This window comes from Thalassospira lucentensis (assembly GCF_011806425.1).
GTDB lineage: Bacteria > Pseudomonadota > Alphaproteobacteria > Rhodospirillales > Thalassospiraceae > Thalassospira > Thalassospira lucentensis_B.
Genome location: NZ_JAATOV010000005.1, coordinates 308,318 through 334,144 on the forward strand (window position 1 = coordinate 308,318; position 25,827 = coordinate 334,144).

The following is a 25,827-nucleotide window of genomic DNA, read 5'->3' on the forward strand; positions in this document are numbered from 1 at the left end:
GGCATGAGGCCAGCCACATCTGCAAGCAGGAAGGTATTCCCATGACCGACACACGCCCAGATCCGGCAACGGGATCAGGAAACATTGCCGTTCATGCCCGGATCGAAGGCCGGGTGCAGGGTGTTTGGTACCGTGCCTGGACGGTCGAGCAAGCGACCAAGCGCGGTTTGACCGGCTGGGTGCGCAACCGCAATGACGGCACGGTCGAAGCCGTGTTTTGCGGCCCGGTGGAGGCCGTGACCTCCATGATTACCGCCTGCCATGACGGCCCGACGCATGCCCGCGTTGATCGCATTCACGAAGAACCCGCCCTTGAAGACGGGTTTTCTGTGTTTGAAAAACGCCCAACGGCGTAGGCACAGCACATCTAAACAAGCCTTGCGAAACGGGCCGCTTTATCTACCTTTGGCGTTATTATCACACCTGTCACAAAAGCATTTTTCGACATGTTTGTTGAAAAATGCTTTCTCTTTGCCGCAGTGCAATGGCATGCTGAAATACCAGACGATGATGACAAATACCCATAGAGATTATCTCAGCGATTTTTCGGGCAGGAAGAATGCCGCAGGCGATATGGTGTATCGTCAAGGCGTTCTGACGCCCTCCGATAAATCGCCGAGATAACCGGAACGGCGTCTTCCCAAGGTTTTCGGGGGGGGGGCATCGTAATCGCCTTCCGATGCCCTGCATCGCTGCGTCGATTGCTCTTAACCGAAAAGCTTGGGAAGACGTCTCTATGGGTATTTGTCATCATCGTCTGGTATCATCCTGTCTGTGTGGTCAGCATGCCATCAAACGGGAAATCAACAGGGAGACTAAAAAATGACATTTATCGCAAGATCATTTGGTGTGGCTGCCATCATGGCGACCAGCGCACTGTGTGCCTTTGGGGCGAATGCACAGGAACCCGCACAAAATGATGGCCTGAACGGCACGTTGTGGCTTCAAACTTCGGTGGAATACAAGGCAACCGCAATGTCGGTCTATGCCGGTGCGACCCGTTTGTTGCCTGCCGCCATTGGTGATCACAGCTGGACCGCAGCACTTGAGCAGGGCGGCAATTACAGCGCAAAGCCGCCAGCGGTTATTTTGGATGTCGATGAGACGGTTCTTGATAACTCTGCCTATCAGGCATGGGTTGTCGCCGAAAACACCCATTACAGTTCCAAAACCTGGGCGGCTTTCGTCCATGACACGGTTTCAACCCCGACCCCGGGGGCACTTGAATTCACCAAGGCCGCTGCCGAAAAGGGTGTTGAAGTGTTTTACGTGTCAAACCGCAAAGCACCAGAAGAAGAATCGACCATCGAAAACCTGAAAAAATTCGGCTTCCCTTACGCAGATGACAAGCACGTTATGCTGCGCGGCGAAGTCGAAGAATGGGGCTCAAACAAAACCCCGCGCCGTCAGGCGGTGTCCGATAATTACCGCGTTATCATGCAGTTTGGTGACAACCTTGGTGACTTCACTGACGAAGACGGCACCCTCGCAGAACGTCTTGATGTCATGAACAAATACAACACCTACTGGGGTGAACGTTGGTTCATGCTGCCGAACCCAAGCTATGGCTCATGGGAAGCATCGGCCTTTGGCGGTGATTGGGGTAAATCGGGCGGCGAACGCCGTCAGGATAAGATCAACAGCATGGCACCATGGGCTGGCCCGGCTGAATAAGCGATCTTTTAAAACACACTGATTTATGGGGCGTCCGAGTTTTCGGGCGCCTCTTTTTTATGGCGATATAGAGGGTTCATTTTCTGATTGAAAGGGTGCTAGGGTTTTATCACCCCCACCCCCGTGCTGCTTTACGTCCCCCCGCGATTAAGCAAGGATGTTATGAAACAGACCGTCTCCACCAAACATCGCGATCAAATTCCGCCGCCTATTTCAAAACCCACGAAAAGGCGCGTTTAAGCTCGTTCACCGCATTTTGCGCATAACACTTCCCATGGGCCAGAACGACATATTCCGGGGTCCAGGCAATCATGGTTTCAACCGCCTTGCGCAGCCCATCCTTATGCCCGGCAAAGGTCAGGCGCATGTCACGCGGGGTGCTGCCGTGTGGGGCCATGGTGCCAACCATTTTCACCATAAATCGCCAGATGGGGCTTTTGATTTTCGGCGCTTCGAAATTTTCAATCAGATCGGTCAGGATCAGGGTTTTCGATGCTGTGTGGAAAAACACCGCTTCGTTCAAATAGCTGCCGCGTACCATAACCTGTTCGATTTCTGACGCCCATTCGGTTTCGGCTGTATCGGCAAGCTCCGCATCAAAGGAAACGGCAATACCAACCGATTTTGCGCGTTTGATCACACCCGGTGCACAGAAAGCCTTGGCATTTGGATATGCCTTTTGCCAGTCAGGTACGCTGGCGTAATGGATGGTGTTGGGCGCAATCAAATAGGCAACCTCACCCAGTGCATCAATTTCGGCCTTAAGCACCTCATTTAGGCGAATGGGCGAATGCACAAACAGCTTGCCATCTGCAAGGCGGATGACAGTCATGCGGGTTGGAAACGGCAATTTAAGCCCGGCATATTTAAAGCCGATCACCGGACCATCAAAGATCCAGATATCCTTGCCAATTGGTTTTGCCTGATCAAGCGGGGTGTAAGTATCAACTGTGAACATGGGACGGTCTTTGATTTGGAAAGATGAGCCGGTGAGGAAGTGGCGAAGTGACAAAAGTAGGTGGGCGGCAAAAGAAATGCGTCTGGCGACGTTAGATCACTTTACCGGGATTAAGCCTATCATCTGGATCGATGGCTGTCTTGATCGCGCGCAATAATTTCATTTTTTCCGCACTGGCATAATGGGCCAGTTCATCGCGTTTAAGGCGGCCAATCCCGTGCTCTGCACTGATGGATCCGCCAAGATCGGTGACAATGTCATGGATGACCCGGTTAAGGTCTTCCCAGCGCGCCAGATAATCGGGTTTGGCCATATCGGTCGGTTGGCTGAAATTAAAATGTATGTTGCCGTCCCCGACATGCCCAAACGGGCAGGGGCGTATCCCGGGGATAAGGTCCGTCGCCGCCGTCATGCCGCTTGTCAAAAGATCGGGCACCTTTGACACTGGCACCGACACATCATGCTTGATGCTGGCCCCTTCAAATCCTTGTGCTTCGGGAATGCCTTCACGGATGGCCCACAGGTTTTTGCGCTGCGCATCCGATTGGGCAACAGTGGCGTCCGTCGCAAAACCAGCGGTCATGGCGGTGTCTAAAATGTCGATCAAAAGCGTGTTTAAATCATCACCGGGGCGCGATGATGTCAGTTCGATCAAAACATGCCAGTCGGTGTTGCTGGCAAGGGGGCGGGTGATGTTGGGCAAATGCGTGACGGATGTATCATGGGCAAAGCTGCTCATCAGCTCAAACGCGGAAATCGCATCGCCACTGTCGCGCCGGGCAAGGGCCAGCAGATCAAGTGCGGCATCGGGCGTTGGAACCGCGACCCATGCGGTGGCGATATGTTTTGGCTGTGGAAACAGCTTTAAGGTCGCCTTGGTGATAATCCCAAGTGTGCCTTCGGCCCCGATAAACAAATGCCGCAGGTCATAACCAGTATTGTCCTTGCGCAGTTTTGAAAGCCCGTTCCAAATGCTGCCATCGGGTAAAACAACCTCAAGCCCCAGCACCAAATCACGCGTATTGCCATAACGAATGACATTCAAACCACCAGCATTGGTCGCAAGGTTGCCCCCGATCTGGCAGCTGCCCTCCGCACCTAAGCTTAGCGGGAATAAAAGATCATGTGTGGCGGCGGCATCCTGAATGGATTTTAAGATCGCGCCGGCTCCCACGGTGACGGTAAAGTCGCGGGCATCCAAATCGGTAATCTTGTTCATGCGTTTCAGGTTTAAGATCACCTGATGCTGATCGGCGACAGCCCCGCCACATCGCCCGGTATTGCCGCCTTGCGGCACAATGGCGATATCGTTCGCTGCACAGATTGCAACCGCCTTGGCGACCTCATCAGTACGCGCAGGAAACAGGATGATTTCCGCCTTGCCGTCAAACTTGCAACGTGCTTCTGCGTTATGCTGCGCTAAAACATCTTCGTCCATGCTAAACCCCTTGGGGCCAAGCAGGTTTTTCAGTTCCAAAAGTGCGGCATCGCTTGGGCGGGACATGATGCGATGGCTCCGCTTATGGGGATTTGGAATTTGATGAAGATGTGTCGGATGACGAAGCCGCTGGCGCACGCGGTGCGCTGGCGCGTTTCATGCGGTCATTGATCGCAACGCCAAGACCGATATCGGGGATCGGCGCGATCGCAATGCCATCAAACTGTTTTTGATCGGCTTCATGCAGCTTGGCAAACAGATTGGCCGCGGCCTCAACATCGTCGCCGGTTTTCGACAGCCACAAAACGGCGTCAAACCCCTTGGTCGCGCAATCACCAAACCCCAAAAGGACTTCATGGCCATATTTCGCGGTGTCGGCGGCGGTGGCCTCAAGACGCACCGGCAAACCCGGCGCATAGTGGCTGGTCATCATGCCGGGGCTTTTGGGGGCCGTATCATCGGTTTCGGCCATAACGACCTCGGTGCCAAGGACTTTGGCGACTTGCTCGGCCGTGATCCCACCGGGACGCAACATCACCACCCGGTCCGTGGTCAGGTCAATTACCGTGCTTTCAAGGCCAACCCCACATGGACCGCCATCCAATATCATCCCGATCGCACTGCCCAGTGAATGGGCGACGTGGCCCGCGGTGGTTGGGCTGATGCGCCCGGACCGATTGGCAGATGGGGCGGCGACGGGCCGACCAACCGCGCGCAGCAATTCACGCGCCATCGGGTGGGCGGGAACACGCACGGCAATGCTGGGCAGGCCCGCGGTGGTCAGTTCGCACACTGTGCTGTCTGATTGCTTTTTTAAAACCAGTGTTAAGGCACCGGGCCAAAATTCCTTGGCCAGCATATCCGCACGTGCATCAAACACCGCCTGTTTGGCGGCGGCATCACGGTCGGGGAAATGGCTGATCAGCGGGTTAAAGCTGGGACGTTGCTTGGCGGCGAAAATTGCGGCGACCGCATCGGCATTTGTCGCATCCGCACCCAGTCCATAAACCGTCTCGGTCGGGAATGCGACCAACTCACCGGCGCGCAGCTTCGCGGCTGCTTGGCTAAGGGCACCTTCGGAATACGGACGAATGGTCAGTGCAGGGGACATGCTTTACCGCCAATGAAAAAATCCAGTGTCTTGAAATACCTAGCGATGAAGCGCGTCCATGACAAGGACGAACAAATGCCCAAGCCCCATTCGACGCGAAAAAATTGGCAAGAAAGAACGAAAAACAGATCAGAAAAGAGCTTAGAGATTACCAGAAGATGGCACCGAGAACCAAAAGGCGGGCAGGGCAATATCCCCCAAAAAGCGCAGCGCCGCCATACAGAATGGCGGCGCCAATTTACGCTCTAGCCCGGCCTCGCTCCGCGGAAGTGAACCCGGACCGCGTCGCCGTGATTCCGGCGGCTATTTACGTCACCTACACGTTGTGTGGCGATAATTATTTTATAGCGTAAAATGCCGTAAAAGTCAATGAAACTGCGGTTTGGCGCGGGTTTTGAATTTGTGTTGGAGCTTGCCAAATATCATTGGTGCGCTGCGCAATCGACAAGCTGATGAGGATGCTGGGAAATTCGGTTTAAGGGTGCTGCTGCGAAATGAATTTTATCCCATTGATGCGCCTTATCGCCACCAGGATCGCCAAGAAAAAACGGGCAGCGGTTTAATGCGCTGCCCGTTTTTTGTGAAATTATCGCGGATCGCTCCGCCCGGATGACCCGGTGACTTTGATCAGATCAGATGCCGCGAACGCGTGACAGGAAGTCCTCAACCTCACGGCCAAGGGCGTCGGCCTGGCTTGAAAGCTCGGCTGACGCTTTCAACACCTCGTCTGACATTTGTCGTGTGTCGCGGGCCATTTCGGTCACCGAGGCAATGTTGTCCGAAACTTCCGACGTGCCGGTGGCGGCATGCTGGACATTTCGGGCAATTTCCTGGGTGGCCGATGATTGTTCCTCGGTCGCGGCAGCGATGGCGGAAATCGCCTCGTTGATCGCGTGGATCTTTGTGCCGATCCCGGTAATCGCATCAATACACAGACCAACAGCGGTCTGCATGCCGCCAATCTGGCCCGAGATTTCCTCGGTCGCCTTGTGCGTCTGAGTGGCAAGGGTTTTGACCTCGTTGGCAACCACGGCAAAGCCTTTGCCGGCATCACCAGCACGGGCGGCTTCGATCGTTGCGTTCAAGGCCAAAAGGTTGGTCTGCGACGCGATGTTCTGGATCAGCTCAACAACCTCGCCAATCTTGTCTGCGGCTTCGCGAAGCTCGGCAAATGACTGGTTGGTTTGTTCAACTTCATCCACCGCATCGTTGGCCATACGCGATGAACCGTTGATTTGCTGGTTCACCTCAATGATTGATGCACTCAGTTCCTCGGATGCGGCTGCAACGGTTTGCACATTGCTGGATGCTTCACCCGATGCGGTGGCAACCACCTGCGTGCGCTGATCGGTATTTTCCGCAATGGTCGACAGGTGTTCGGCGTTGCCATGCATGTCACCCGATGCGTGGCGCACTGCGGTTACAATGCGTGCTGAACCCTGTTCAAAGGCACTGACAGCCTCGGAAAGTTGTTTGCCTTTTTCAATTTGCTCTTGCTGGGCTTTTTGTTGTGCTGCGCGCAGTTCTTCGGTCTGCAACGCATTTTTACGAAGCTCCTCAAGGGCACTTGCAAGACGACCCAGTTCATCGGGCGCGCCGGTTTCTGTGACCTCGGTTGTGTAATCTGCGTGCGAAAGACGTTCGACATCCACCATCAGGTCGCCAATCGGGTTCGAGAAACGCCGTAAGACCGATGAAATCGCAAATGCCGAAAGGGCAAGCGCAAGGATAAGGCAGATGATCACCACAACCAATGCAATCGTGGCGGATGTTTTTTTGTCCTCGGCACTCAGAACGGCTTCTTTCATGGCGATCTGACCGACATCAACAATCTGATCAAACGGGCCATTACAAAGGGCGCTATAATCCGCCGCGGCCATTGCCGGTGCCGTGCCGCCATTCAAGCTGGCCTGCAGGTCATTGAGTTTTGCCTGTGTGGATTTCGTTGCTTCTTCTGCGACTTGAACCGCTTTTAGCAGGGCCTTGGGAATGCCCGGGCGCGCCATGACGTCATCAATTTCCTGCCACATAAGCTGATAAGCACCCTTGCGCTGGTTCCAGCTGGCAAAGGCCTCAGCGGTAAGCGGCTCATTGTTTGCGACATACGGACGCAAAAGCGAACATTGGCTGCCGAACCTGTCGCGAACCATCCATGCGGCACGCCGGACCTGGATCATTTCGCCAACAAACGGATCAAGGAGGCGGACATTGTTCCCGACGGCAAGCGATACTTCCAAAATGGTATTCACAACAGCCCGCACCGAATTTGACCATTCCTTGACCTCGGGCACGCTGCGCTGGTCTCTGGGAAGCTTCGTCAGCGCGTCAATTTTTGCTTCCTGACTGTTCTGTTCCGCCCATGCCGCCTGAAGTTTGGCGATATGCTCGTCAACGCCATCAATCTTCACAGTTTCAAGCGCGGCCATGGCGGTGTCGAAACTTTCATCTGCAATGGCGCGGGTTTCGGCAAAGGCCGCCGTCGGGTCGTCTTGCGACACCAACGCGGTCTGCGTTTTGGAAATCTGCTGCCTTACGCCAAGAACGGCTGAAAAGAGCGACTGATCAGCGCGCGTTGCATTCAAAATCGCAGATGCGTTGTCCGAGCTATGCCAGCTCATAAACGCCAAAACCCCCGTCACACTGACAAAGCCAATAAGCAAAAGGCTTTGTAACGATATGATCAGGCGGGAAATCGATTTCCGGAACATCTAACGTATGTCTCCCAAAGGGCGGTGCGGTATCATCCAAATGCATAATACAATCTATCGATATACAATTTTTGCGCGCCACAGGGTGATTTCAAGAAGCAGACTGAAATAACTTGGTTTTTTTGTAAAAAGTTCGCCGCGCCGATCTGAAAATCGCACACAAAGATGCAATCGATCACATGCGATAAGTTGGGGCGGTGGTCATGCATCATGCATCTGACCGACTGGTCGGCATTTATGGGGAAGATACAAAACGAGCCCCGGGACGTGGTCCTCGGGGCTCGGTTCTGATGTGTTGTTTAGATGCTGCTGTCGTGATGCTTACGTCTGATAGGTCACCGGAACGGATGGGCTGCGGGCGATAAAGAACGGATTGCGGAAATCGGCTTTGCCGTATTGGAATTGCGATCCATCCATATTTTCAACCACGCCGCCAGCCGCTTTTAACACCGCATGACCCGCGCCAATGTCCCATTCCATGGTCGGGCCAAGGCGCGGATACAAATCGGCTTCACCGGTCGCAAGCAAGCAAAGTTTCAATGAACTTCCCGCCGGGCGCAGTTCCTTGACCTTGAGACTCCCCAGAAAGGACTTCATGGCTTCTGGATCGCCATGTGATCGGGATCCAACGACAACAACACCGTCTTCAGGCATGTCACGCACGGCGATCTTTTGAATTTCCGGGGTAATGTCGCCCTCGATCAATTTCGCACCGCTTGGATCGCCGTAATAAAGCTTATCAAGGGCAGGGGCATAAACCACACCCAGTACCGGCTGACCCTTGGCAATCAGGGCGATATTGACGGTAAATTCGCCGTTGCGTTTGATGAATTCCTTGGTGCCATCAAGCGGATCGACCAACCAAAAGAAATCGGTGTCCCCATCCACATCGGGCACATCCCCCTTGGCGGCACTTTCTTCCGAAACGATTTTAATATCCGGCGTCAAAGCACGCAGGCCCGGCAAAATAATCGCCTCGGCGGCGTCATCGGCCTCTGTCACGGGCGATGCATCATCCTTCGAACGGACATCAAAATCGGTTTTATAGATGTTCATGATCGCCGCCCCAGCCAGACGGGCGATTTCGGTCAGGCCGTTTTCAAGGGCATCGGCACTGGCGGGCAGGGCAGTTGTCATGTGTGTCTCGTTTGTTCGCGTGAAAAGAATGATAAAACCGGCATAGGCAATTTTTCCATTCCGGTCTAGTCCGCAATCATGCCGACATTGCGCCAGCAATAGGGCGGGTAATTTGGAATGGCGTGTTTTGGGATAATGACAGCTATTTACCGCCCAGGCTGGCTTTAAAGGCCGTGATCAAATCACGATGAAGCTGATCATGGGATGGCAAAAACGGCCCGTCCGTCCGGGTTGGGAAAATGCCCGCCGCGACATTGTTTTTCGCAAGGTCGGGCAAAACCCCTTCCATCAGCTCAACCAAGGTAATTGCCGTTGGGATATAACCGGTTTTGGCACCTTCTTCCCAATCAGTAGCCGTATCCTGTGATGGGAAAAACGGGCAAAAGGCTTGGTCGTCGGCACCGGGATAAATCAGCCAGCCATTGCGATAAAGCCCCCAAACGCCTTCGAAATCGGCAACGGCGGTCAGGAAGTCGGTGTAACGATCGGTGTTTGGGGCGGGATTGGTTTGCGTTGAATTTGTCTGCGCTGAAATGGTCTTGGTCCTTTAAATCTCGGTCTGCCAGAAATCTGTGTTGGCGATATCCTTACCCGAAATGCCGCGCGTCACAAACCGTTGCGCGCGCATGCGTTCCGACCAATGATCCAGCGGCAGGCCCGCCTTACGTTTTAAATGCGCAAGGAAATCGGCGGGGTTGGGCAGTTGCTCCCACACTTGCGGCAGGAAAAGGCCGCGTTTGTTGCCCTCTGATAAAATAATTCCATCCTCAAACGGCGTCAGCTTGGCAATCAGATCGGCCTCATCACTAAATGGAAAATCACGTGCGGGCGACAGAACCGAAATCGACAGTTCCAGATCGTCGGTCAATTCAGATTCTTGCAATGGCGGAAATCTTGGATCACGGAACCCGGCCTTAAAGGCATTGTCACAAAGGTCGGTTGCCAAATCCTGATGTGCCATCACCGATCCGATGCAGCCGCGAAGCTGCCCGGATTTTTTCAAGGTGACAAAACACGCCCCTGCGTTCAACAGGGCCGGTGAAACCGCCGTGCGGTCAACCGCCATCGGCCCGTCATGGCGGATGGCATGCCAGATCGACCGGCGCGCAAGGTCAATCATCTCTGGCCCGTGGTCGCGCAAAAGATGCTCTGTCGTGCCAACAAATCCGGTTGATGTTTCGGTGGTGTTTGCCCCGTCTTCTGGCTGCACGCGCATTTTTTCCGTCCCCGTATAAACCGCCCACGCGCCGTACCCGACAACGCGGGATCTATCGCCGGTCACATCGCCGGAATTTGCCATGCCCAATGTTTTGATCCGCATGCCGCGTTTGCGCGCAGACATCAACATCCCGGCAATCGGCAACGCGCCACAGGCATCATTGGTATCAAGCCCCTCGGCGTCAAACCGTTCGATCTTATCGCGGGTGTGGCGATCCATTTTTTGCGCCGTGGCGTCATCATGGAAATGCGACAGGTCCGATGAAATCACAATCAAGGTTTCCGGCCCGCCCCAAAGCGCTTCTATCAATTCATGCACGTGGCGCGCGCCACAGCGACTGACCAGCAACGGCACGATGGCGATATCGCTATCCTTGCCAAAAAGCCGCTGGATAAACGGCAATTCAATCTCAAGCCCGTGCTCTTGACGGTGTGCGTCATCTAAAATCTGAACCTGCGGCCATGAAAGCGCACTTTGAAGCCCCGCCAAATCACATTTAACCGTGCCAAGTGGTGTGGCAAACCCATCCGCCTTGGCCAGCGCAATCCCCTGAAACGCCATGCGATGCGCAGGGCCGACAATCACAATGCGTTTTACCGTATCTTTAAGGGCGCGCACCGTGGCAAAGCCAAGGGCAGCAAGGCTGCCTGAAAACATCAATCCGGCATGGGGCACAATGATTGCCTTGGGTATCGTGTCGCGTTGCGCGTGTTCCGACTGAATGGCCGCATCCAATAGCCCATCAATCTCGCTTCGCAAAAGATCGGCATCGGCCGGATAAAACGTTCCGGCAACGGCAGGCGGGCGAATGATGGTCGTCATAGCCTCTTCCTGACGTAGTTGATGGTTTTCTTGATTAGAGTCTCTGGCTGTTTCTTCTTGGGCGGACTGAGATTAGTCCAAACGTACAGTGGACCATGATATTCGACTTTTTTGACTTTGAATTTATTGCCGCATTTCTTGCACGCACATCGATAATCCGCTGTCCAGTTCTTCGCATCTTCGACCTTATCCGAGATGATAATTAACCCTTCCTCTGCCTCCTTGTTTGGGTTGAAAAACGGGTTGCTCGGGTAAAGCTCACACTGACAGCCGGCGGCATCCTTAACAAATTTCAATTTCAGAAGTGCAAAACTCAAAGGGGAATTGTTGGTGATTAAGTCCGAGCCGCTATCCTTATCGATGTTTTTGGTTGCTTTCTTTATCGCCTGAATATGATCTGCAATTGATCGGAGCTCTTCCTCGTTGCGCAAATTCTTGACATCAAAAGATGCTTCCCAAACCTTTTGAGGATCGCCGGATAGAAGATTTTCCAAAATACTCAATGAGCTACCCTGAATTTTCGCGAGTTTTGTTACTGGAACGTGTCGAGAGATCTGTCTGAAAAAACAAGACCTTTTGAAAAAGATAGCGATTGAGACTAGATTTTCAAAGAGGAAGCTTTGCAAAGCGAAAGTCCTAACCATGAGCGCCCCGTTAACGCACACAGATACCGTCCCCGGTCGCTACTGGCATCCTCTTGAGGATGGCCGTATTCAGTGCGATGTCTGTCCGCGCTTTTGTAAGCTTAATGACGGGCAGCGGGGCCTGTGCTTCGTCCGCGCCCGCCAAGGCGATCAGATGGTTTTGACCACGTGGGGGCGGTCATCTGGCTTTTGCATTGATCCGATTGAAAAGAAACCGCTCAATCACTTTTTGCCCGGATCGCCGATCCTGTCGTTTGGCACGGCGGGCTGTAACCTGACCTGCAAATTCTGCCAAAATCACGAGATTTCCAAAGCACGCCAGATGGACCAACTGGGATCGCTGGCGACACCGGAAATGATTGCGCAAACCGCCAAGGATCACGGCTGTTTGGCGGTGGCCTTTACCTATAACGATCCGGTGATCTTCCTTGAATATGCGGTTGATGTTGCGCAAGCCTGTCGCGAAGCCGGCATTCGCACCGTGGCGGTGACGGCGGGATATATCGGCGATAAGGCGCGCGAAGAGTTCTTTCGCCATATGGACGCGGCAAATGTCGACCTTAAGGGCTTTACCGAGGATTTCTATCACAAGCTTTGCTCGGCCCATTTGGACGATGTTCTTGAAACGCTCAAATACCTGAAACAGGAAACCGGGGTGTGGTTTGAACTGACCAATTTGGTGATCCCCGGCGAAAATGACGGGGACGCGGAATTTGACGCTATGACCGATTGGGTCAGCGAAAACCTTGGCCCCGATGTGCCGATGCATTTTTCCGCATTCCACCCCGATTGGAAAATGATGGATCATCCGCGCACCCCGCCCGACACCCTGATCCGGGCGCGCGACATCGCGCTTAAAAACGGCATCCGCTATCCATATGTCGGCAATGTCCATGACAAAACGGCCAGCAGCACTTATTGCCATGCTTGCGGCGAAACCCTGATTGGCCGGGATTGGTATCAGTTATCGGACTGGAACCTTGATCCCCAAGGGTGCTGCACCCAATGCGGGACGGCTTGTGCGGGCGTGTTCGCGCCAAAACCCGGCACGTGGGGACGGAAACGATTGCCCATAAGGCTTAAATCGCCCGCGCAATGAGGCTTCTATTGCTGAATTGTTGCGCATGCCCTCGGATCGGTAGCTTGCAAAAGGATGGCGAGATCACCTGAGCGGCCCAAAAAGGCGCGCATGGCTTTTAAGAAAGGCATGTCAGATTACGAATGGTTAAAGCACAAACGATGTCTTCTAGAGAGCGCACCCATCCCCAGAAAACCGCAAAGGAAAGTGCTTTTCACGATTTTGTCTTCCTGATCGGTCCCGGTGGCGTGGGCAAGACAACGACTGGAAAGTACCTATCGGATCGTATCGGGTATGATTTCGTCGATCTTGATGAGTATTTCTGTTCGGAAGTTGCAAATATCCGTGATTTTATTTCCGACTTTGGATACCGCGAATATGTGATCATGAATTCGCGTTGCTTTAACGACGTTATTAGTAATTGTCGCTCCAATACGGTGATTTCGCTTTCTTCAGGTTTCTTGATTGTTGAAGAGGCCGATGAGGTTGTTGAGGCAAACCGGGAATATATTCACCGTTTAGGTGTTGCAGTATTGCTCGTTCCTTCTTTGGATCACCAAAAGGCCGCAGATATAGTCGCGAAGCGCCAAGCAGGCCGGGGATTTGGCTTAAACGAGTTAGAAGAACGTAAAAAATTCCTGGAACGGATAAAAATTTACGAAGGATTTTTGAAGCATACCGCGCTATCAGACGATTGCCCGGCGGATACTGTTGATCAGATTGTTCAAATGCTGGAGTTCCATCCGGCAAAACATGGGGCGCAAAAGGCTTCCGGTTCGGCTTAAATCGTCTGGGGCATGACGTTTTTTCTGGTGCATTGCGTCGGCTTGGCTAAAGTGCCGCCGATGAAGGACGCGTTGGACAGATAAACATGACCGGACTGAAAATTCGAAAAGCCCGTTTGGGCGATGCCGGGGCGATTTTCGCCATCCGAAGCCGTGTTCAGGAAAACCATCTTTCTGACAGCCAGCTGGCCGAACGCGGTATTACCAAATCGGCCTTTGGCAAATGGTTGTCTGATGGCTATGGCATTTGGATTGCGGATTTGGATGGCTCTGCCGCCGGTTTTGCCATCGCCATCCCGACTGAAGCCACCCTGTGGGCGCTGTTTGTTGATCCCGATTTTGAAGGGCGCGGGGTGGGGGCCGCCTTGCTGCGCACCGCCGAAGAATGGCTGTTTGCCCAAGGCTGCGACGACATATCCCTGACCACCGGTGTTGATCCCCAAAACCGCGCGCATGGCTTTTACGAAATGCATGGCTGGCACAATACCGGCGATATTGAGGGTGACGAGGTTGAATACATCAAATCCAACCCATCCATGACGCTGTTTGATTTCAGCTAAGCAGCTTAGCGCACCGGTATACCGCGCGGTTTCTTTTGCGACGGCCCGATCAAAACTGGCCCGTACCCAATCAAAAATGCCAGCCAGCCGCCAATCCACATCAAGGTGGCAATCGCCAATAGCGTGACGTAATGCCCATCACTTTGGCCCGCGACAATCCGAAATACGGTTGATATCCAGATCAGGGCAAAAGCGGTGTTTAGCGTCACACCTGCCTTTACTTCCCGCCCGGTATGGCCAAGGGCGGCACGGCCGGCAACGGCAATGATCATGCAGGCAATCGCCCCGCCAGTCAGCCCATGCAGGGCATCGCGGCTTGTAATGGCATCGGGCCAAAGGATCGATGCGCCAAGAAGCGCAAGCCCAACTGGCACCCAGAGATACCCCAGATGCAACATGGCAACAATCGGTTCGCGCCAGCTATGAATGCCGCGCCAGCGGGCCAGTCGCAGCGCATGCAGCACCGCCGCCAGCAGCAGGCAACAGCCAAACGCGATCCCGTCTGGGGTAATAATCCCAGCTATGATGGAGATAACGACACTGGCAAGGCAGAGCATATCAAACCGGTTAAACATCTGGGGCATCAATGCATCAATGTGATCGCGCTGCATCCAGTTGCGTGTAAAGGCCGGGATCACCCGCCCGCCAATCAGCGATATCAACAAAATGATGGTTAGAATGGCGGTTTGATACAGCATCACCGCATCAAGCGCGATGAGATCAAGGCAGGCCGCAGTGAACAATCCATCAAACAATGCGATCATGCCAATCACCGCCAAAACCCGCAGGTTTTTGAAATTACGCGCGGCCATAAGTTCCCGCAAGCCAAGGGCGATCAGAAAGACAAAATACGCAATGGCGGCAAGGATCACCAACGCGGTAGGCAGGCTTTCGGCAATGCTAACCGCAATGCGGCCCAAAACCCATGTGAAAGTAAGGGCCATTAACATCGGCCCAGCAACCGCCGGTCGTCCGGTCCAGTTGGCAATTGCTGTTAACAGAAAACCACCAATTGCGGCCCCACCAAACCCGAAAATCATTTCATGGGCATGCCAAAAGGATGCGGTGCCAAGCATTGGTGTCGGAATGCCATGCACAAATCCGGCAACCCACCAAACGACGGCAACAATGGCAAGAATGCCCGCGCACAGGAACAGCGGCCGAAACGCACCACTCCAAAACGGATGTGTCTTTGGTGCAGGTTCGGTGATTGAAACGGTTGGGGATTTTGCATTCATGTTGCGGTCTCCTGCACATTGGAACGCGTCATAATAGCGTTTGCGACCGACCGCGCGTTGATTTTGCGCAATTTAGCGCTGATGAGAACTTGGATGGCCCAGAACCGGGCTTGAATTCACCAAACCAGACATCATCAAGCATTCCCTAAAACGCGGGCGGTTTGGGGCTGGGATCGTCATTTTACGTGGCCGGAAGAATCTTCCAATTTCGATAACCTATTGCTATTATGGCGAGAAATCGAAATGCCCCGTTCATGTTTAAAGGTGCAACGGGGGCTGCAAACGTCTGCACACTCTCGCCCGCCACGCCCATTCTTTAACGGCAGTGAATGATATGAAAATTGATTCAGGTTCTCTTGCGTCCGCCATTAAAAAAGTAACGCCTGAGCCAAATCCAACCGCATCGAAATCTGTCCCGAATGGGAAAGAGATTGATGTCGCGTTTGGCAAGCTTGGTGGGGACATTGATATCCCGACCGATGATGCCTTTGGCAAATGGGTGCAAGGACGGCTGGACATTAACCTAAATCTTGCTGCCCGGGCATCTGATTTGCAGGACGGCCTAAGCAAGATAGGGGACGACATTCAGTCGATCACCAAGGGCAAGAATTGGGACTTTACGCTGAATGCCGACAATAAGCTGGTCATCTTAAGCGACGAGCTGAGCGACAAGGAAATGCAGCAACTGGGCGAGCTGCTTGATCGCGAAGGGATTGATACCAAACTTCGCAAACTCCGCGATGTCGCGATTGAGGGCTTTAACAATCTCGCAGAAGCCTCTGAGGTTTATCCGGGCGCCAAACTTCCCGTTTCCGAGGGATTTGAATTTAATGAAACCGTGTTCGCGGAAACCTTCCGGGGGAGCGATTTCCTGAAAGATGCCCAATCCAACCCGCAAGATTTCGAGGAGGAAATAAGCGGTCAGAAACATCTTTGGGGCGCGTCATTTTCCCTGATGAAGCAAATCAACAATCACGCGGAAAATCAGCAACTGGCAACAACAGGCTACATTGTTGATTCCCTGCTTTAATCGCACCTCTTGATCCGTCCGTGCGCGGGCGTTCTCGGCGCTGTTCATTCCGCCGGGGATTGTAAACTCGGCACGGATGATCGTCGTGCTCGGCACGACATTTGTATGAAACCCACAGCTTTTTCAACGATAAGCCTTTTCATCGCCGTGTAACGCGCTAGATTAAGGGCAGTATTTCAATAACACAGTCGCTTTGAATAAGGGCTGTGTGCCCCGAAACATGACAGGAGTCCTGTTCACCATGAAGATCACGTTTTCCGATCTTGCCGTCCCGACCAGCGGTGCCGTTATTGCCTTTGCAACCGAAGGCGCCGATTTGATGCCAAGTGCGATTGCACTTGATGAAGCCATCGGGGGCTCGATCACCAAGGCGATCAAATCTTCGACCTTTAAAGGCAAGGCTGGTCAAAGCTTGCAAATTTTGGCCCCGGGCCAAGGCGATTTGACGCGTGTGATTGTGTTTGGGATTGGCAAAGAAGCCGAATTTGACGTGATTGCAGCCCAGAAACTGGGCGGGACCGTTACTTCGCGCGCGCTGGCAACGGGTGAAAAAGACCTGACCATTCTGTTTGATATGGAAGGCATGGCATGCGATTTCGCAACCGGTGCGATGCTGCGCGATTATCGTTTTGATAAATACCGCACCACCGAAACCAAGGACGACAAACCCGTCCTTAAGGGCCTGACCATTGCCGCGCGTGATCACAAGGACGCCAAAAAGCAGTTCGATAGCGCCAAAAAGGTCGTCGAAGGCGTGTTCTTTACCCGCGATTTGGTGTCGGAACCGGCCAATGTCCTTTATCCGGAAAGCTTCATGAAAGAAGTCAGCGCGCTTGAAAAGCTCGGTGTCGAGATTGATGTGCTTGACGAAAAGGAAATGAAGAAGCTTGGCATGGGCGCGCTTTTGGGCGTTGCCATGGGGTCTGCGCGCAAACCGTATATGGTTGTGATGCGCTGGAACGGCGGTAAGAAAAAAGAAGACCCGATTGCCTTTGTTGGTAAGGGTGTCACCTTTGATACCGGCGGTATTTCGCTTAAACCCGCCGCTGGCATGGAAGACATGAAATTTGACATGGGCGGGGCCGGTGTTGTGTCTGGCCTGATGAAGGCCCTTGCAGGCCGTAAGGCGAAATGCAACGTGGTCGGTGTGATTGGCCTTGTTGAAAATATGCCGTCTTCAACCGCGCAGCGTCCGGGCGATGTTGTGACCTCGATGTCGGGTCAGACGATTGAAGTCATTAATACCGACGCCGAAGGCCGCTTGGTTCTGTGTGATGCGCTGACATATGTTCAAGAAAAATACGATCCGCGTTTGGTGGTTGATCTGGCGACCCTGACCGGGGCGGTGATCATTGCCCTTGGTCATGAAAATGCCGGTCTGTTTTCCAACAATGATGACGTGTCAGAGCAAATCACAACGGCGGGTCTGTCGGTCGATGAAACCGTTTGGCGTTTGCCGCTTGGATCGGGCTATGACAAGCAGATCAAATCTGACATTGCCGATATGAAAAATGTTGGCGGTCGTCCGGCGGGCTCAATCACCGCGGCACAGTTCCTTAAGCGCTTTATCACCAAGGATCGCCCGTGGGCGCACATTGATATCGCCGCAACCGCGTGGTCGACCTCTGATAAGGAAGTTACGCCAAAAGGTGCGACTGGCTTTGGCGTGCGTCTGCTTGATCGTTTTGTTGCCGATAATTACGAAGCCTAAGGCGATCGCATCATTTCCGCCATTGCGGGCATGACAGGCAAATTAATCCGGGGCAGGGTGATGATCACCTTGCCCCGTTTTCGTCTTCGGGATAGAAAACCCTTATGGCCGACATTTGGTTTTATCATCTTACCAGCATGCCGCTGGAACGCGCATTGCCCACCCTGCTGTCCAAGACATTGGAGCGGGAAAAACGTGCTGTGGTGATGACCGGGATTGAACAACGCGTTGATGCGATCAATACGTTGTTATGGACCTATGACGCGGCAAGCTGGCTGCCCCATGGGGCCAAATCCGATGGCGATCCCGAACTCCAGCCGGTGTGGCTTACTGATCAGGATGAAAACCCCAACGGCGCCCATTTCCTGTTTTTGACCGACCGCGCCATCAGTGAAAAGATCGCCGATTATGAACGCGTGATCATGCTGTTTGATGACCGCGACCGGGACGCGGTGGCCGAAGCCCGCACGCGCTGGAAAACTTGGAAAGACGAAGGCCACAAACTGTCCTATTGGCAGCAAACCCCGCAAGGGGCTTGGGAGAAGAAGGCAGAAAGCTGATTGGTTTTCTGTCTGGTTTTGGCTTTGTACCTCCCGACCCACGTGCAAGAGATCCTCTCGGTAAGGCAAATTTCGCAAAAAATCACTGTGGTTTATTTTGAATTCATAAAAGATATGCGTGAAATGCATATAAATTATCGTTGATGAATGCGGTGGCCTGATCTATAAGGACGTTTCGACGCGCCGATTTGCTCCTCAGCTTGCGGGCGCGCTAAAAATGCGGCTAAAGCGAGAGGGCGTATATGCTCTGTATGTACGACCGCCTCGGTTTCGCCGCGGCGGTTTTTTTGTATGTACGGAAAGGTTGAGACCGATGATCAGGCTCTCGAACGTTCAGAAAACGTATCCTGCCCGACGCGGTAGCGAACCCCATAAGGCCCTGCATGGGATCAATCTTGATATTGCAGCGGGCGAAATTGTTGGGGTGATTGGCCGCTCGGGGGCGGGGAAATCAACGCTGATCCGTTGCATCAATCTTCTGGAAAATCCAACATCGGGTGCTGTCGTGGTCGATGGCACCGATGTCACGACCTTGCCAAAGCGCGACTTGCCGTTGTTCCGCCGTCAGCTTGGCATGGTGTTCCAGCACTTTAACCTTCTGTCATCGCGCACGGTTTACGACAATATTGCATTGCCGCTTGAACTGGCTGGTGCCAGCAAGGCCGAAATCGCCGCTGCTGTTGATCCGTTATTGCCCCTTGTTGGGCTTGATGACAAACGTGATCGCTATCCGGCGGAATTGTCGGGCGGGCAAAAGCAGCGCGTTGGCATTGCGCGCGCATTGTCGTCCAATCCCAAGGTGTTGCTGTGTGACGAAGTTACCTCTGCCCTTGATCCGGAAACCACCCGTCAAATCCTGACATTGCTTAAAGACATCAACAAACGTCTTGGCCTGACCATGGTGGTGATTACCCACGAAATGGCGGTGGTTAAGGCGCTGTGTGACCGTGTTGCGGTGATGGACGGCGGCGTGATTGTCGAAGAAGGCGAAGTGGCTGGTATCTTTGCCGCCCCCAAACACGCGACGACCAAGTCGCTTTTGGCTGATGAGTTTATTGAATTTCGTGCTGGCACCGATGCCAACACTGCAGACCATAACACTGACGACAACTCTAGCCGGCAGGAGGGCTAATCCATGTTTTCAACTCTCGCACCAATCGTGCTGCAGGCGACGTGGGAAACCCTTTATATGGTTGGCGTTTCGCTGTTTTTGGCAACCGCTTTGGGCTTGCCGCTTGGCGTGCTTTTGGCAACGTCGGGCCGTGGCGAGCTTCTGGAAGCACCGCTGTTTCAAAAGATCATTGGCCCGATTGTCAATGCGACCCGCTCTGTCCCGTTCATCATTCTGGCGGTGGCGATCATTCCGTTTACGCGTTTTGTGGTTGGGACATCCATTGGGACGTCGGCTGCGATTGTGCCGCTGACGGTGGCGGCCATTCCGTTTATCGCCCGCATCATCGAAGGCGCCATTCGCGAAGTCGATAGTGGCCTGACCGAAGCCGCCCAAGCCATGGGCGCACGCCCGCTTCAGGTGGTGACCAAGGTTCTGCTGCCAGAAGCATTGCCGGGCATCATTCATGGTCTGACCCTGACGGCGGTGACGCTGATTGGTTATTCAGCCATGGTCGGTGCGGTCGGTGCTGGTGGGCTGGGTGATCTTGGTATTCGCTATGGATATCAACGCTTTCGCCCGGACGTGATGGCGGTTGTAGTCGTGACCCTGATCGTTGTGGTTCAGGCGGTACAGATGTTTGGCGACCGGTTGGCGCGCAAAGCCGATAAACGCAACATCTAAGCGATCAGCGAAGCCTAAAGACAGATTTTCGCCCCACATTCGAATTTTGAATTCCCGCAAAATACCAAAGCAAACAAAGCAACCAAGGAGCTTTACAATGCGGTTTTTACTTAAAATGACGGCTGCTGCCGTTCTGATGTCCGCCTTTACCGGTCAGGCCATCGCCAACGAAAAAATCAAGGTCGCAGTGACCCCGGGCGCCCATGAAGAAGTCATGGAAGAAGTCGCCAAAGTCGCAGCTACCAAGGGTTTGGACATCGAAATCGTCAGCTTCTCGGATTATGTTATTCCGAACCAGGCGCTTGATGATGGCGATCTGGATGCCAATAGCTTCCAGCACAAACCGTATCTGGATAACCAGATCAAAGATCGCGGTTATGACCTTTCGGTGGTTGGCTATAACATCCTGACCCCGATGGGCATTTATTCCGATAAAATCAAAAGCCTGGACGAGCTTAAAGACGGTGCGGAAATCGGCATTCCGAACGATCCGACCAATGGTGGCCGCGCGCTTTTGGTGCTGCAATCCCAGGGCCTGATCAAGGTTGATCCGGATGCGGGTCTGGTTGTCAGCCCGCTTGATATCATTGAAAACCCGAAAGGTATCAAGTTCGTAGAACTTGACGCGGCACAGCTTCCGCGGTCGCTTGCGGATTTGGATGCGTCGGCGATTAACACCAACTACGCGCTGGAAGCCGGTCTGAACCCGATCAAGGATTCAATCGCGATTGAAGGCAATGACAGCCCGTATGCCAACGTGATTGTCACCCAGACTTCACGTAAAGACGAACCATGGGTCAAGACCCTGGTTGAGTCCTATCACGATGATGCGGTCCGCAAATTCATCGAAACCAAATACGAAGGTTCGGTCATTCCGGTCTTCAAAATTTCTGAATAATCAAAGCGATTATTCGTTATTTGTGAAAAATCCCGCCGGGGAAACCTGGCGGGATTTTTTTTGTGTGTGGGCGGTGGCAGAAGACACCAATTTTAATTGTATGAGGATATGAAATCGGCGTTTTGGGTATCGACAAAAGGCGTCGCTGAAAATGAGGTCATCATGCCCCGACGAGGGTGCGGTGAATTTTCAGTTCGGCACTCATTGGTTGCGTCGTTTCGATCAAAACCCCCGATCCAAAATTCCGCTCAATCATGTTTGCCCCAGCAGATCGTTTTGGCGTACGTCGCCGTGATGCGATTTTGGATGGGGGCGTTGAGTTTGGGGATGTCCGTCACACACGTTTGTCTTGGTTAAGCGTGTGTGACGGATGGATGTGCGGGATAGGCCCCCGATCAGTCTTGATCGGGGGTTTTAGGAGCGCTGCCGTCGTTTGGGGCAGCGGTGTTGTTGCTTGAGCCATCGACGTTTTTGACGTTTTCGGTGTTTTCGGCGTTCTCGACCTTCTGGGCGTTTTCCGTGTTTTCCGTGTTTTCGGCGTTTTCGCCGTTTTCAGGATTTTCGGCGCTTTCGTCCTTGGCTTTGGCGCTGTTGTTGTTTTGACGGGCGAGGACTCGTTGATAGAACAACCCGATCCCCATCAGAACGATGCCGAGGCCGATAAAGGAAAGCGCACGCCAAATGCCTTCAAGGCCCGACATGTCAAACAAGAACGCCTTGGCGATTGCCAGAAGGACAAAGGCGGCAGAGGCCAGACGCAGATGCTGTGACTGGCGCCAGACGCCAAAGGCCAGCAGGGCAATGCCAAACACAAGCCACGCAGCGGAATAGCTGTAAAGTTCGGGCGATGTCCACGGCAGGTACATGCCGATATAGCCATTGTGGAAAAGATGGCGGATTTCCAAGGTGATGGCCGAAAAGGCCAGTAAGATCGACAGAATACCCGCCAGTAGACGATATTGTTCAGGCTTGCCCGCCGAGAAACGGGTCGCCAAAAGCCCGGTCAGGATCGCGGGCAAGGCATAGGCCGACAGCAACAAGTTAAAGACCAGCCCGTTTCCAACAAATTCGTTGGTCAGGAGCGGGTTGAGCAGCACAAGGTTGAGCAGGGCGAGCATAAAGAAGCCAAGATAGCCCAGCCCCAGAATGCAGTTTGCCATCAGCGGACTGTGAAGCGCGCGGCCCACACGTTGCAACCCAATGGCGGCTGCAAGGGCCAGAAGTGCCTGTAAGCTCCATTCCATCAGGCTATCGGGCAGGGCATAGAACTGCCCCTGATTGGTGGCGTGATGAAGGATCACCGCACCGGCCGCAAGCGTTGTGAAGATCGCAAGCCCTTCAAAGGCCAGTCTTTCAAAGACGCCCTTTGCAAAGATCGATGCGCCAACGGTGCTGTTTTGCGATGCGTGGTTTTCGGCGCGCTTGGCGTTGTTGTCGCCATCGCTATCTTGGGCGTCATGACCCACCTGCGGACGCGGGCCCGCCAGACGGTGCAGTTTCCACACACAGGCCCAAAAGGCCAATGCCGGGCCGCCATAGCCCCACAAAAGCGCATTGAAGACTGGCGTGGTGCCAAGTTGATCGGCGGGCACTATGGTTGGTTGCCAGAAGATGGTGATCAAAACCAACACACCAAGACCAAGGGCAGTTTTGGCAAGACCGGGTAGGGGCCAGCGCCCACCGACCCAAATGGTTGCGACCGCAAGGGCCGCCAGACCAAGTGGCAGCCATCCATCGCCCAGCAAAATGAACATGGCGGTGGCGATCATGCCGATGGTGCCGACACAATAGGTCGCCAAAACCCCATCGCGACCGTGTGCCGATACCGGCATTTTGCGATCAATCATCGCCAAGGCGCCCAAGAAGCCCGCCGCCATTGCAAGGGCAAAGAAGCCAAAGAACGGATCGACATCAAGGGTTTCACTGCGCCACAGGGCAATCAGGAACAAGCCGATCGGGCCAGACACCCCGGCAATGGCCATATAGAGGCGTGCTGTGGAAAACAGTGCGCCAGCAAAGCCGCCAAGGGCCAGCAACAGGCCAAAGCCAATCCCGGTTAACAGGAAAGATTGCAGATTGGGCAGGACAGAGAATTTATCAATCGCGTCTGTGATGATCGGCTGATCAAACAACAGCGGATCAATCGATAGCGGTATATCCCAGCCAAGATAGCCGATGATCGCGACGAATGGTGCGGCCAAGGCGACCGGGGCCAAGGCCGGGAAAAAGGCCGCCGTGGCCAGCAACAGGGCCAGCACGATCATCATGGTCACGGTAAAGGTCGCGTCATGGCCGCTATGGGGCAAAAGATAGATCACAAGCCAGCCATTCACCGCAATCAGAAGCGCTGATTTCCAGTCAATGGCGGGGGCAACCCGTGCCGGATCGCGGGGATGAATACCCACCGCAAAGGCGGCAATTGCCGCGCCCAGAATGGCGATATCATAAAAGGCCAAGGACGTGCCCATATAATACGGGGCGGCAAGGGCGACGACATGCCCCCACAGGAAGCCGGCAATCGCGGTGGCCATGGCAAACCAATGCCAGCCGCGCAGGCGCGCGATGCCATAACTGCCGCCGGTAATGATCAAGCCATAAAACACCAGAACCCATGGGGCCGGATCGCTTGATTGCACCATAAACGGCACGATGTAACTTGCCAAAAGCCCGGTCGATGCCACCAACGGCCCCTGCAACAGGGCAAGGGCCAGCGTGCCAAGGGCAACCAGTGCCAAGAGCACAAAGGTCGTGGCCGGACCGATCATGTCATAGAGCATATGCGCAGAGAAAATGGTGGCGAAGGCCGTGGTGGTGCCGGCAAGTGTAAGAACACCGGGGATATAGCCCGCCGCACCGCCGACTTTGTCGCCGACCTTTTCATCCGGCTTTTCGCCGTTAGTGTCGGTCGCCGTATTGGCGGCTTTGGTCGGGATCAGGCCCGGTTTACGGCGCAGATATTCGCCAGCGGCAAAAAGGACGGTCGCAAACAAGGCTGCTAGCAAAATACGGACAAGCGGGCTGATCAGCCCGGCTTCGATGGAGTAATGGACAAGGAAAATACCGCCAAGAACCAGCGTGACACCGCCAACCCAAACCGCCCAGCGCGTGCCAAGCCGTTCTTCAAGGCCAATGCCCTTGGCTTTGGCGGCAGGGGATCGGGCCGGTTGTGATTTTTGCGCCGGTGTCGATGCGCGCGCCGCCTCAACAGCGGGTTGCGGCGGTTCGGCGGGGGGCGTGGCTGGTGCTGGTGCTGGTGCCGGGGTAACAGGAATGTCCGCCGCACCGGGTGTATCGGTGCTGGTTTGGGCGGGATCCGCATGGGTGTGGGCGGGTGGCGCTTGCGTCGCTGTTTGCGGTTGGCTGTTTTGCGCCTCGTTATTTTGGGCGATCAGCTGATGGCGCAGTGATGTTTGGGCCATTTGCAATTGAGCGATTTTGCGGTCAATCGCCGAGAGCTTTTGCTCAAGCTTCTGTGTTTTGACGAAGGCAATAATGCCCATTATCGCCCCGATAAAAATCATCAGGGAGAAGATACCTGTAAAAATCAGGTCCATATGATCCTCTTTGCGCATTGCTCGTGCGGGGCGGTTTTTTTATCCGCCGTGTTTGGCGGGCATTATAACAAGGAAAGTAGAATTGTCTTGGTGTTCCAGACACCTAGGGCCAGGGCCTATTCATTTGGTTCGAATGGTTAAACAGATTTGTGCGGTTGCGGGGAGAAAAACTGTTGGGAAAGAGATGTTTTTCAATGTTTTACGGCGCACTCGCCCATGCAAATCAGCTTAATCCGAAGGACAGGCGTTATATTTGCAAACTCCGGCGTTAAAACCCTTGTGCGGGGTGCCAACCCGCCCGGCGGGCTTTTCCTTGGATTTCACAAATATAACGCCTGCCATTCTAATCAAATGAATAGTTCCTGACCCCAGAAAACCAACCGCAGCAGAAAAATAAGGATCAACAGCACCGGACATGTCAGCCCAGAATATCTCGGTGATGTGGTTGTTGGGACGTATTGGTGGTGAAGGATGATGTTTTTTGGGGATCGGGTTGGCTGCAGACAAAAAAAGACAGCCGCATTTTGGGGATGCGGCTGTCAGTTACATGCAGATAAATAATCTGCGGGACACGAGCAAACCCTTGCAAGGACCGAAAGTGAACCGAAAAATCCCTGCAAGATGCCCTTATCATATTAGGTGTGTGCGATTCTGTCATCCGGCATCACGGGGGTGTTAGAATTTGTCAGAATTCAAAACCTCAGCGATCCTTGGGTCAACGCAATACTATTTTGATGGGTGTCGGGCGGCGTGGGGCCGGTTTCCTTGGCGCACGCCTGATATTGGCCGATGCTGGGCGAAAGACACAACAGCCGCACCGGTTTCCCGGTGCGGCTGTTGTTTTAGGTCTTGGTCTGGCGCGTTAAGCGAAGCGTCGCTTAGAACGGCACTGACCTGGCAAGTTGGC

23 protein-coding genes and 1 pseudogene are annotated in these 25,827 nt (G+C 53.9%); 12 read left to right on the plus strand and 12 right to left on the minus strand.

All coding sequences use genetic code 11. The features are described from left to right. The first annotated feature begins 41 nt into the window (after window positions 1-41). Together HCZ99_RS16550 and HCZ99_RS16555 are read left to right on the plus strand one after the other, a co-directional pair. Window positions 42-356, plus strand: a complete 315-nt coding sequence (locus HCZ99_RS16550; protein ID WP_167448114.1) for an acylphosphatase — start codon at window positions 42-44, stop codon at window positions 354-356. Between the two features lie 466 nt (window positions 357-822). Beyond that, a complete protein-coding gene (locus HCZ99_RS16555) occupies window positions 823-1,674 on the plus strand; it encodes a 5'-nucleotidase, lipoprotein e(P4) family (RefSeq protein WP_167448115.1) in 852 nt (283 codons plus the stop codon). Between the two features lie 208 nt (window positions 1,675-1,882). Here HCZ99_RS16555 and HCZ99_RS16560 read toward each other — a convergent pair whose 3' ends face one another. The 3 genes from HCZ99_RS16560 to HCZ99_RS16570 form a co-directional block, all read right to left on the minus strand. Continuing rightward, a complete protein-coding gene (locus HCZ99_RS16560; RefSeq protein WP_167448116.1) occupies window positions 1,883-2,632 on the minus strand; it encodes a DUF4336 domain-containing protein in 750 nt (249 codons plus the stop codon). Window positions 2,633-2,723: 91 nt separating this feature from the next. Next, the gene (locus HCZ99_RS16565) at window positions 2,724-4,136 is read right to left on the minus strand and encodes an FAD-binding oxidoreductase (protein ID WP_167448117.1); all 1,413 of its coding nucleotides are present in this window, start codon (window positions 4,134-4,136) and stop codon (window positions 2,724-2,726) included. A 16-nt stretch (window positions 4,137-4,152) separates the two neighbouring features. After that, entirely contained in the window at window positions 4,153-5,181 is a 1,029-nt protein-coding gene (locus HCZ99_RS16570; RefSeq protein WP_167448118.1) for an L-threonylcarbamoyladenylate synthase, read from the minus strand. Window positions 5,182-5,563: 382 nt separating this feature from the next. On the opposite strand from HCZ99_RS16570, the gene HCZ99_RS16575 reads away from it, so the two are divergent. Then, window positions 5,564-5,794, plus strand: coding sequence for a hypothetical protein (locus HCZ99_RS16575; RefSeq protein ID WP_167448119.1), 231 nt, complete (start codon window positions 5,564-5,566; stop codon window positions 5,792-5,794). Window positions 5,795-5,813: 19 nt separating this feature from the next. Here HCZ99_RS16575 and HCZ99_RS16580 read toward each other — a convergent pair whose 3' ends face one another. The 5 genes from HCZ99_RS16580 to HCZ99_RS16600 all read right to left on the minus strand — a co-directional run bounded on the left by HCZ99_RS16580 (window position 5,814) and on the right by HCZ99_RS16600 (window position 11,570). Further along, window positions 5,814-7,889, minus strand: coding sequence for a methyl-accepting chemotaxis protein (locus HCZ99_RS16580; RefSeq protein ID WP_167448120.1), 2,076 nt, complete (start codon window positions 7,887-7,889; stop codon window positions 5,814-5,816). Between the two features lie 321 nt (window positions 7,890-8,210). Next, window positions 8,211-9,026 carry a 3'(2'),5'-bisphosphate nucleotidase CysQ gene (cysQ, locus tag HCZ99_RS16585; protein ID WP_167448121.1) on the minus strand — a complete coding sequence of 272 codons (816 nt, stop codon included), beginning with the start codon at window positions 9,024-9,026 and terminating at the stop codon, window positions 8,211-8,213. Between the two features lie 142 nt (window positions 9,027-9,168). Next, on the minus strand, window positions 9,169-9,561 hold the full coding sequence (locus tag HCZ99_RS16590) for a DUF2750 domain-containing protein (RefSeq protein WP_167448153.1): 393 nt from the start codon (window positions 9,559-9,561) through the stop codon (window positions 9,169-9,171). A gap of 12 nt (window positions 9,562-9,573) precedes the next feature. Then, window positions 9,574-11,067, minus strand: a complete 1,494-nt coding sequence (gene amrB / locus HCZ99_RS16595) for an AmmeMemoRadiSam system protein B (protein ID WP_167448122.1) — start codon at window positions 11,065-11,067, stop codon at window positions 9,574-9,576. Next, complete coding sequence (locus HCZ99_RS16600) at window positions 11,064-11,570, minus strand: hypothetical protein (RefSeq protein ID WP_167448123.1); 507 nt, start codon at window positions 11,568-11,570, stop codon at window positions 11,064-11,066. Before HCZ99_RS16600 ends, amrB begins: the two co-directional genes overlap by 4 nt. A 139-nt stretch (window positions 11,571-11,709) precedes the next feature. Between HCZ99_RS16600 and amrS the strand changes: the two genes are divergently transcribed. The 3 genes from amrS to HCZ99_RS16615 all read left to right on the plus strand — a co-directional run bounded on the left by amrS (window position 11,710) and on the right by HCZ99_RS16615 (window position 14,134). Next, window positions 11,710-12,810: an AmmeMemoRadiSam system radical SAM enzyme gene (amrS, locus tag HCZ99_RS16605; protein WP_167448124.1), complete on the plus strand. Its 1,101-nt coding sequence runs from the start codon at window positions 11,710-11,712 to the stop codon at window positions 12,808-12,810. 122 nt (window positions 12,811-12,932) lie between these two features. Next, window positions 12,933-13,574: a shikimate kinase gene (locus tag HCZ99_RS16610; protein WP_167448125.1), complete on the plus strand. Its 642-nt coding sequence runs from the start codon at window positions 12,933-12,935 to the stop codon at window positions 13,572-13,574. An 86-nt stretch (window positions 13,575-13,660) separates the two neighbouring features. Continuing rightward, entirely contained in the window at window positions 13,661-14,134 is a 474-nt protein-coding gene (locus HCZ99_RS16615) for a GNAT family N-acetyltransferase (protein WP_167448126.1), read from the plus strand. A gap of 5 nt (window positions 14,135-14,139) precedes the next feature. Here the strand turns inward: HCZ99_RS16615 and HCZ99_RS16620 are convergent, their stop codons facing one another. Continuing rightward, window positions 14,140-15,372: an NnrS family protein gene (locus HCZ99_RS16620; RefSeq protein ID WP_167448127.1), complete on the minus strand. Its 1,233-nt coding sequence runs from the start codon at window positions 15,370-15,372 to the stop codon at window positions 14,140-14,142. Between the two features lie 334 nt (window positions 15,373-15,706). Between HCZ99_RS16620 and HCZ99_RS16625 the strand changes: the two genes are divergently transcribed. From HCZ99_RS16625 to HCZ99_RS16650, 6 genes and pseudogenes are all read left to right on the plus strand, one after another. Beyond that, entirely contained in the window at window positions 15,707-16,402 is a 696-nt protein-coding gene (locus HCZ99_RS16625) for a hypothetical protein (RefSeq protein ID WP_167448128.1), read from the plus strand. A gap of 241 nt (window positions 16,403-16,643) precedes the next feature. Then, window positions 16,644-18,113 carry a leucyl aminopeptidase gene (locus HCZ99_RS16630; RefSeq protein WP_167448129.1) on the plus strand — a complete coding sequence of 490 codons (1,470 nt, stop codon included), beginning with the start codon at window positions 16,644-16,646 and terminating at the stop codon, window positions 18,111-18,113. A 104-nt stretch (window positions 18,114-18,217) separates the two neighbouring features. Beyond that, window positions 18,218-18,673: a DNA polymerase III subunit chi gene (locus tag HCZ99_RS16635; RefSeq protein WP_167448130.1), complete on the plus strand. Its 456-nt coding sequence runs from the start codon at window positions 18,218-18,220 to the stop codon at window positions 18,671-18,673. Between the two features lie 313 nt (window positions 18,674-18,986). After that, window positions 18,987-19,715, plus strand: a pseudogene (locus tag HCZ99_RS16640) (methionine ABC transporter ATP-binding protein); the annotation flags it as partial. Window positions 19,716-19,808: 93 nt separating this feature from the next. Then, the gene (locus HCZ99_RS16645; protein WP_167448132.1) at window positions 19,809-20,468 is read left to right on the plus strand and encodes a methionine ABC transporter permease; all 660 of its coding nucleotides are present in this window, start codon (window positions 19,809-19,811) and stop codon (window positions 20,466-20,468) included. A gap of 97 nt (window positions 20,469-20,565) precedes the next feature. Then, window positions 20,566-21,366, plus strand: coding sequence for a MetQ/NlpA family ABC transporter substrate-binding protein (locus tag HCZ99_RS16650; RefSeq protein WP_167448133.1), 801 nt, complete (start codon window positions 20,566-20,568; stop codon window positions 21,364-21,366). Window positions 21,367-21,761: 395 nt separating this feature from the next. On the opposite strand, the gene HCZ99_RS16655 is transcribed toward HCZ99_RS16650, so the two are convergent. The 3 genes from HCZ99_RS16655 to HCZ99_RS20560 all read right to left on the minus strand — a co-directional run. Further along, window positions 21,762-24,920 (minus strand): DUF2339 domain-containing protein, encoded by a 3,159-nt coding sequence (locus tag HCZ99_RS16655; RefSeq protein WP_167448134.1) that lies wholly within the window; start codon window positions 24,918-24,920, stop codon window positions 21,762-21,764. Between the two features lie 228 nt (window positions 24,921-25,148). Further along, entirely contained in the window at window positions 25,149-25,427 is a 279-nt protein-coding gene (locus tag HCZ99_RS16660; protein WP_167448135.1) for a hypothetical protein, read from the minus strand. Between the two features lie 219 nt (window positions 25,428-25,646). Beyond that, the coding region (locus HCZ99_RS20560; RefSeq protein ID WP_217701520.1) for a hypothetical protein at window positions 25,647-25,827 on the minus strand (181 nt) is incomplete at its 5' end.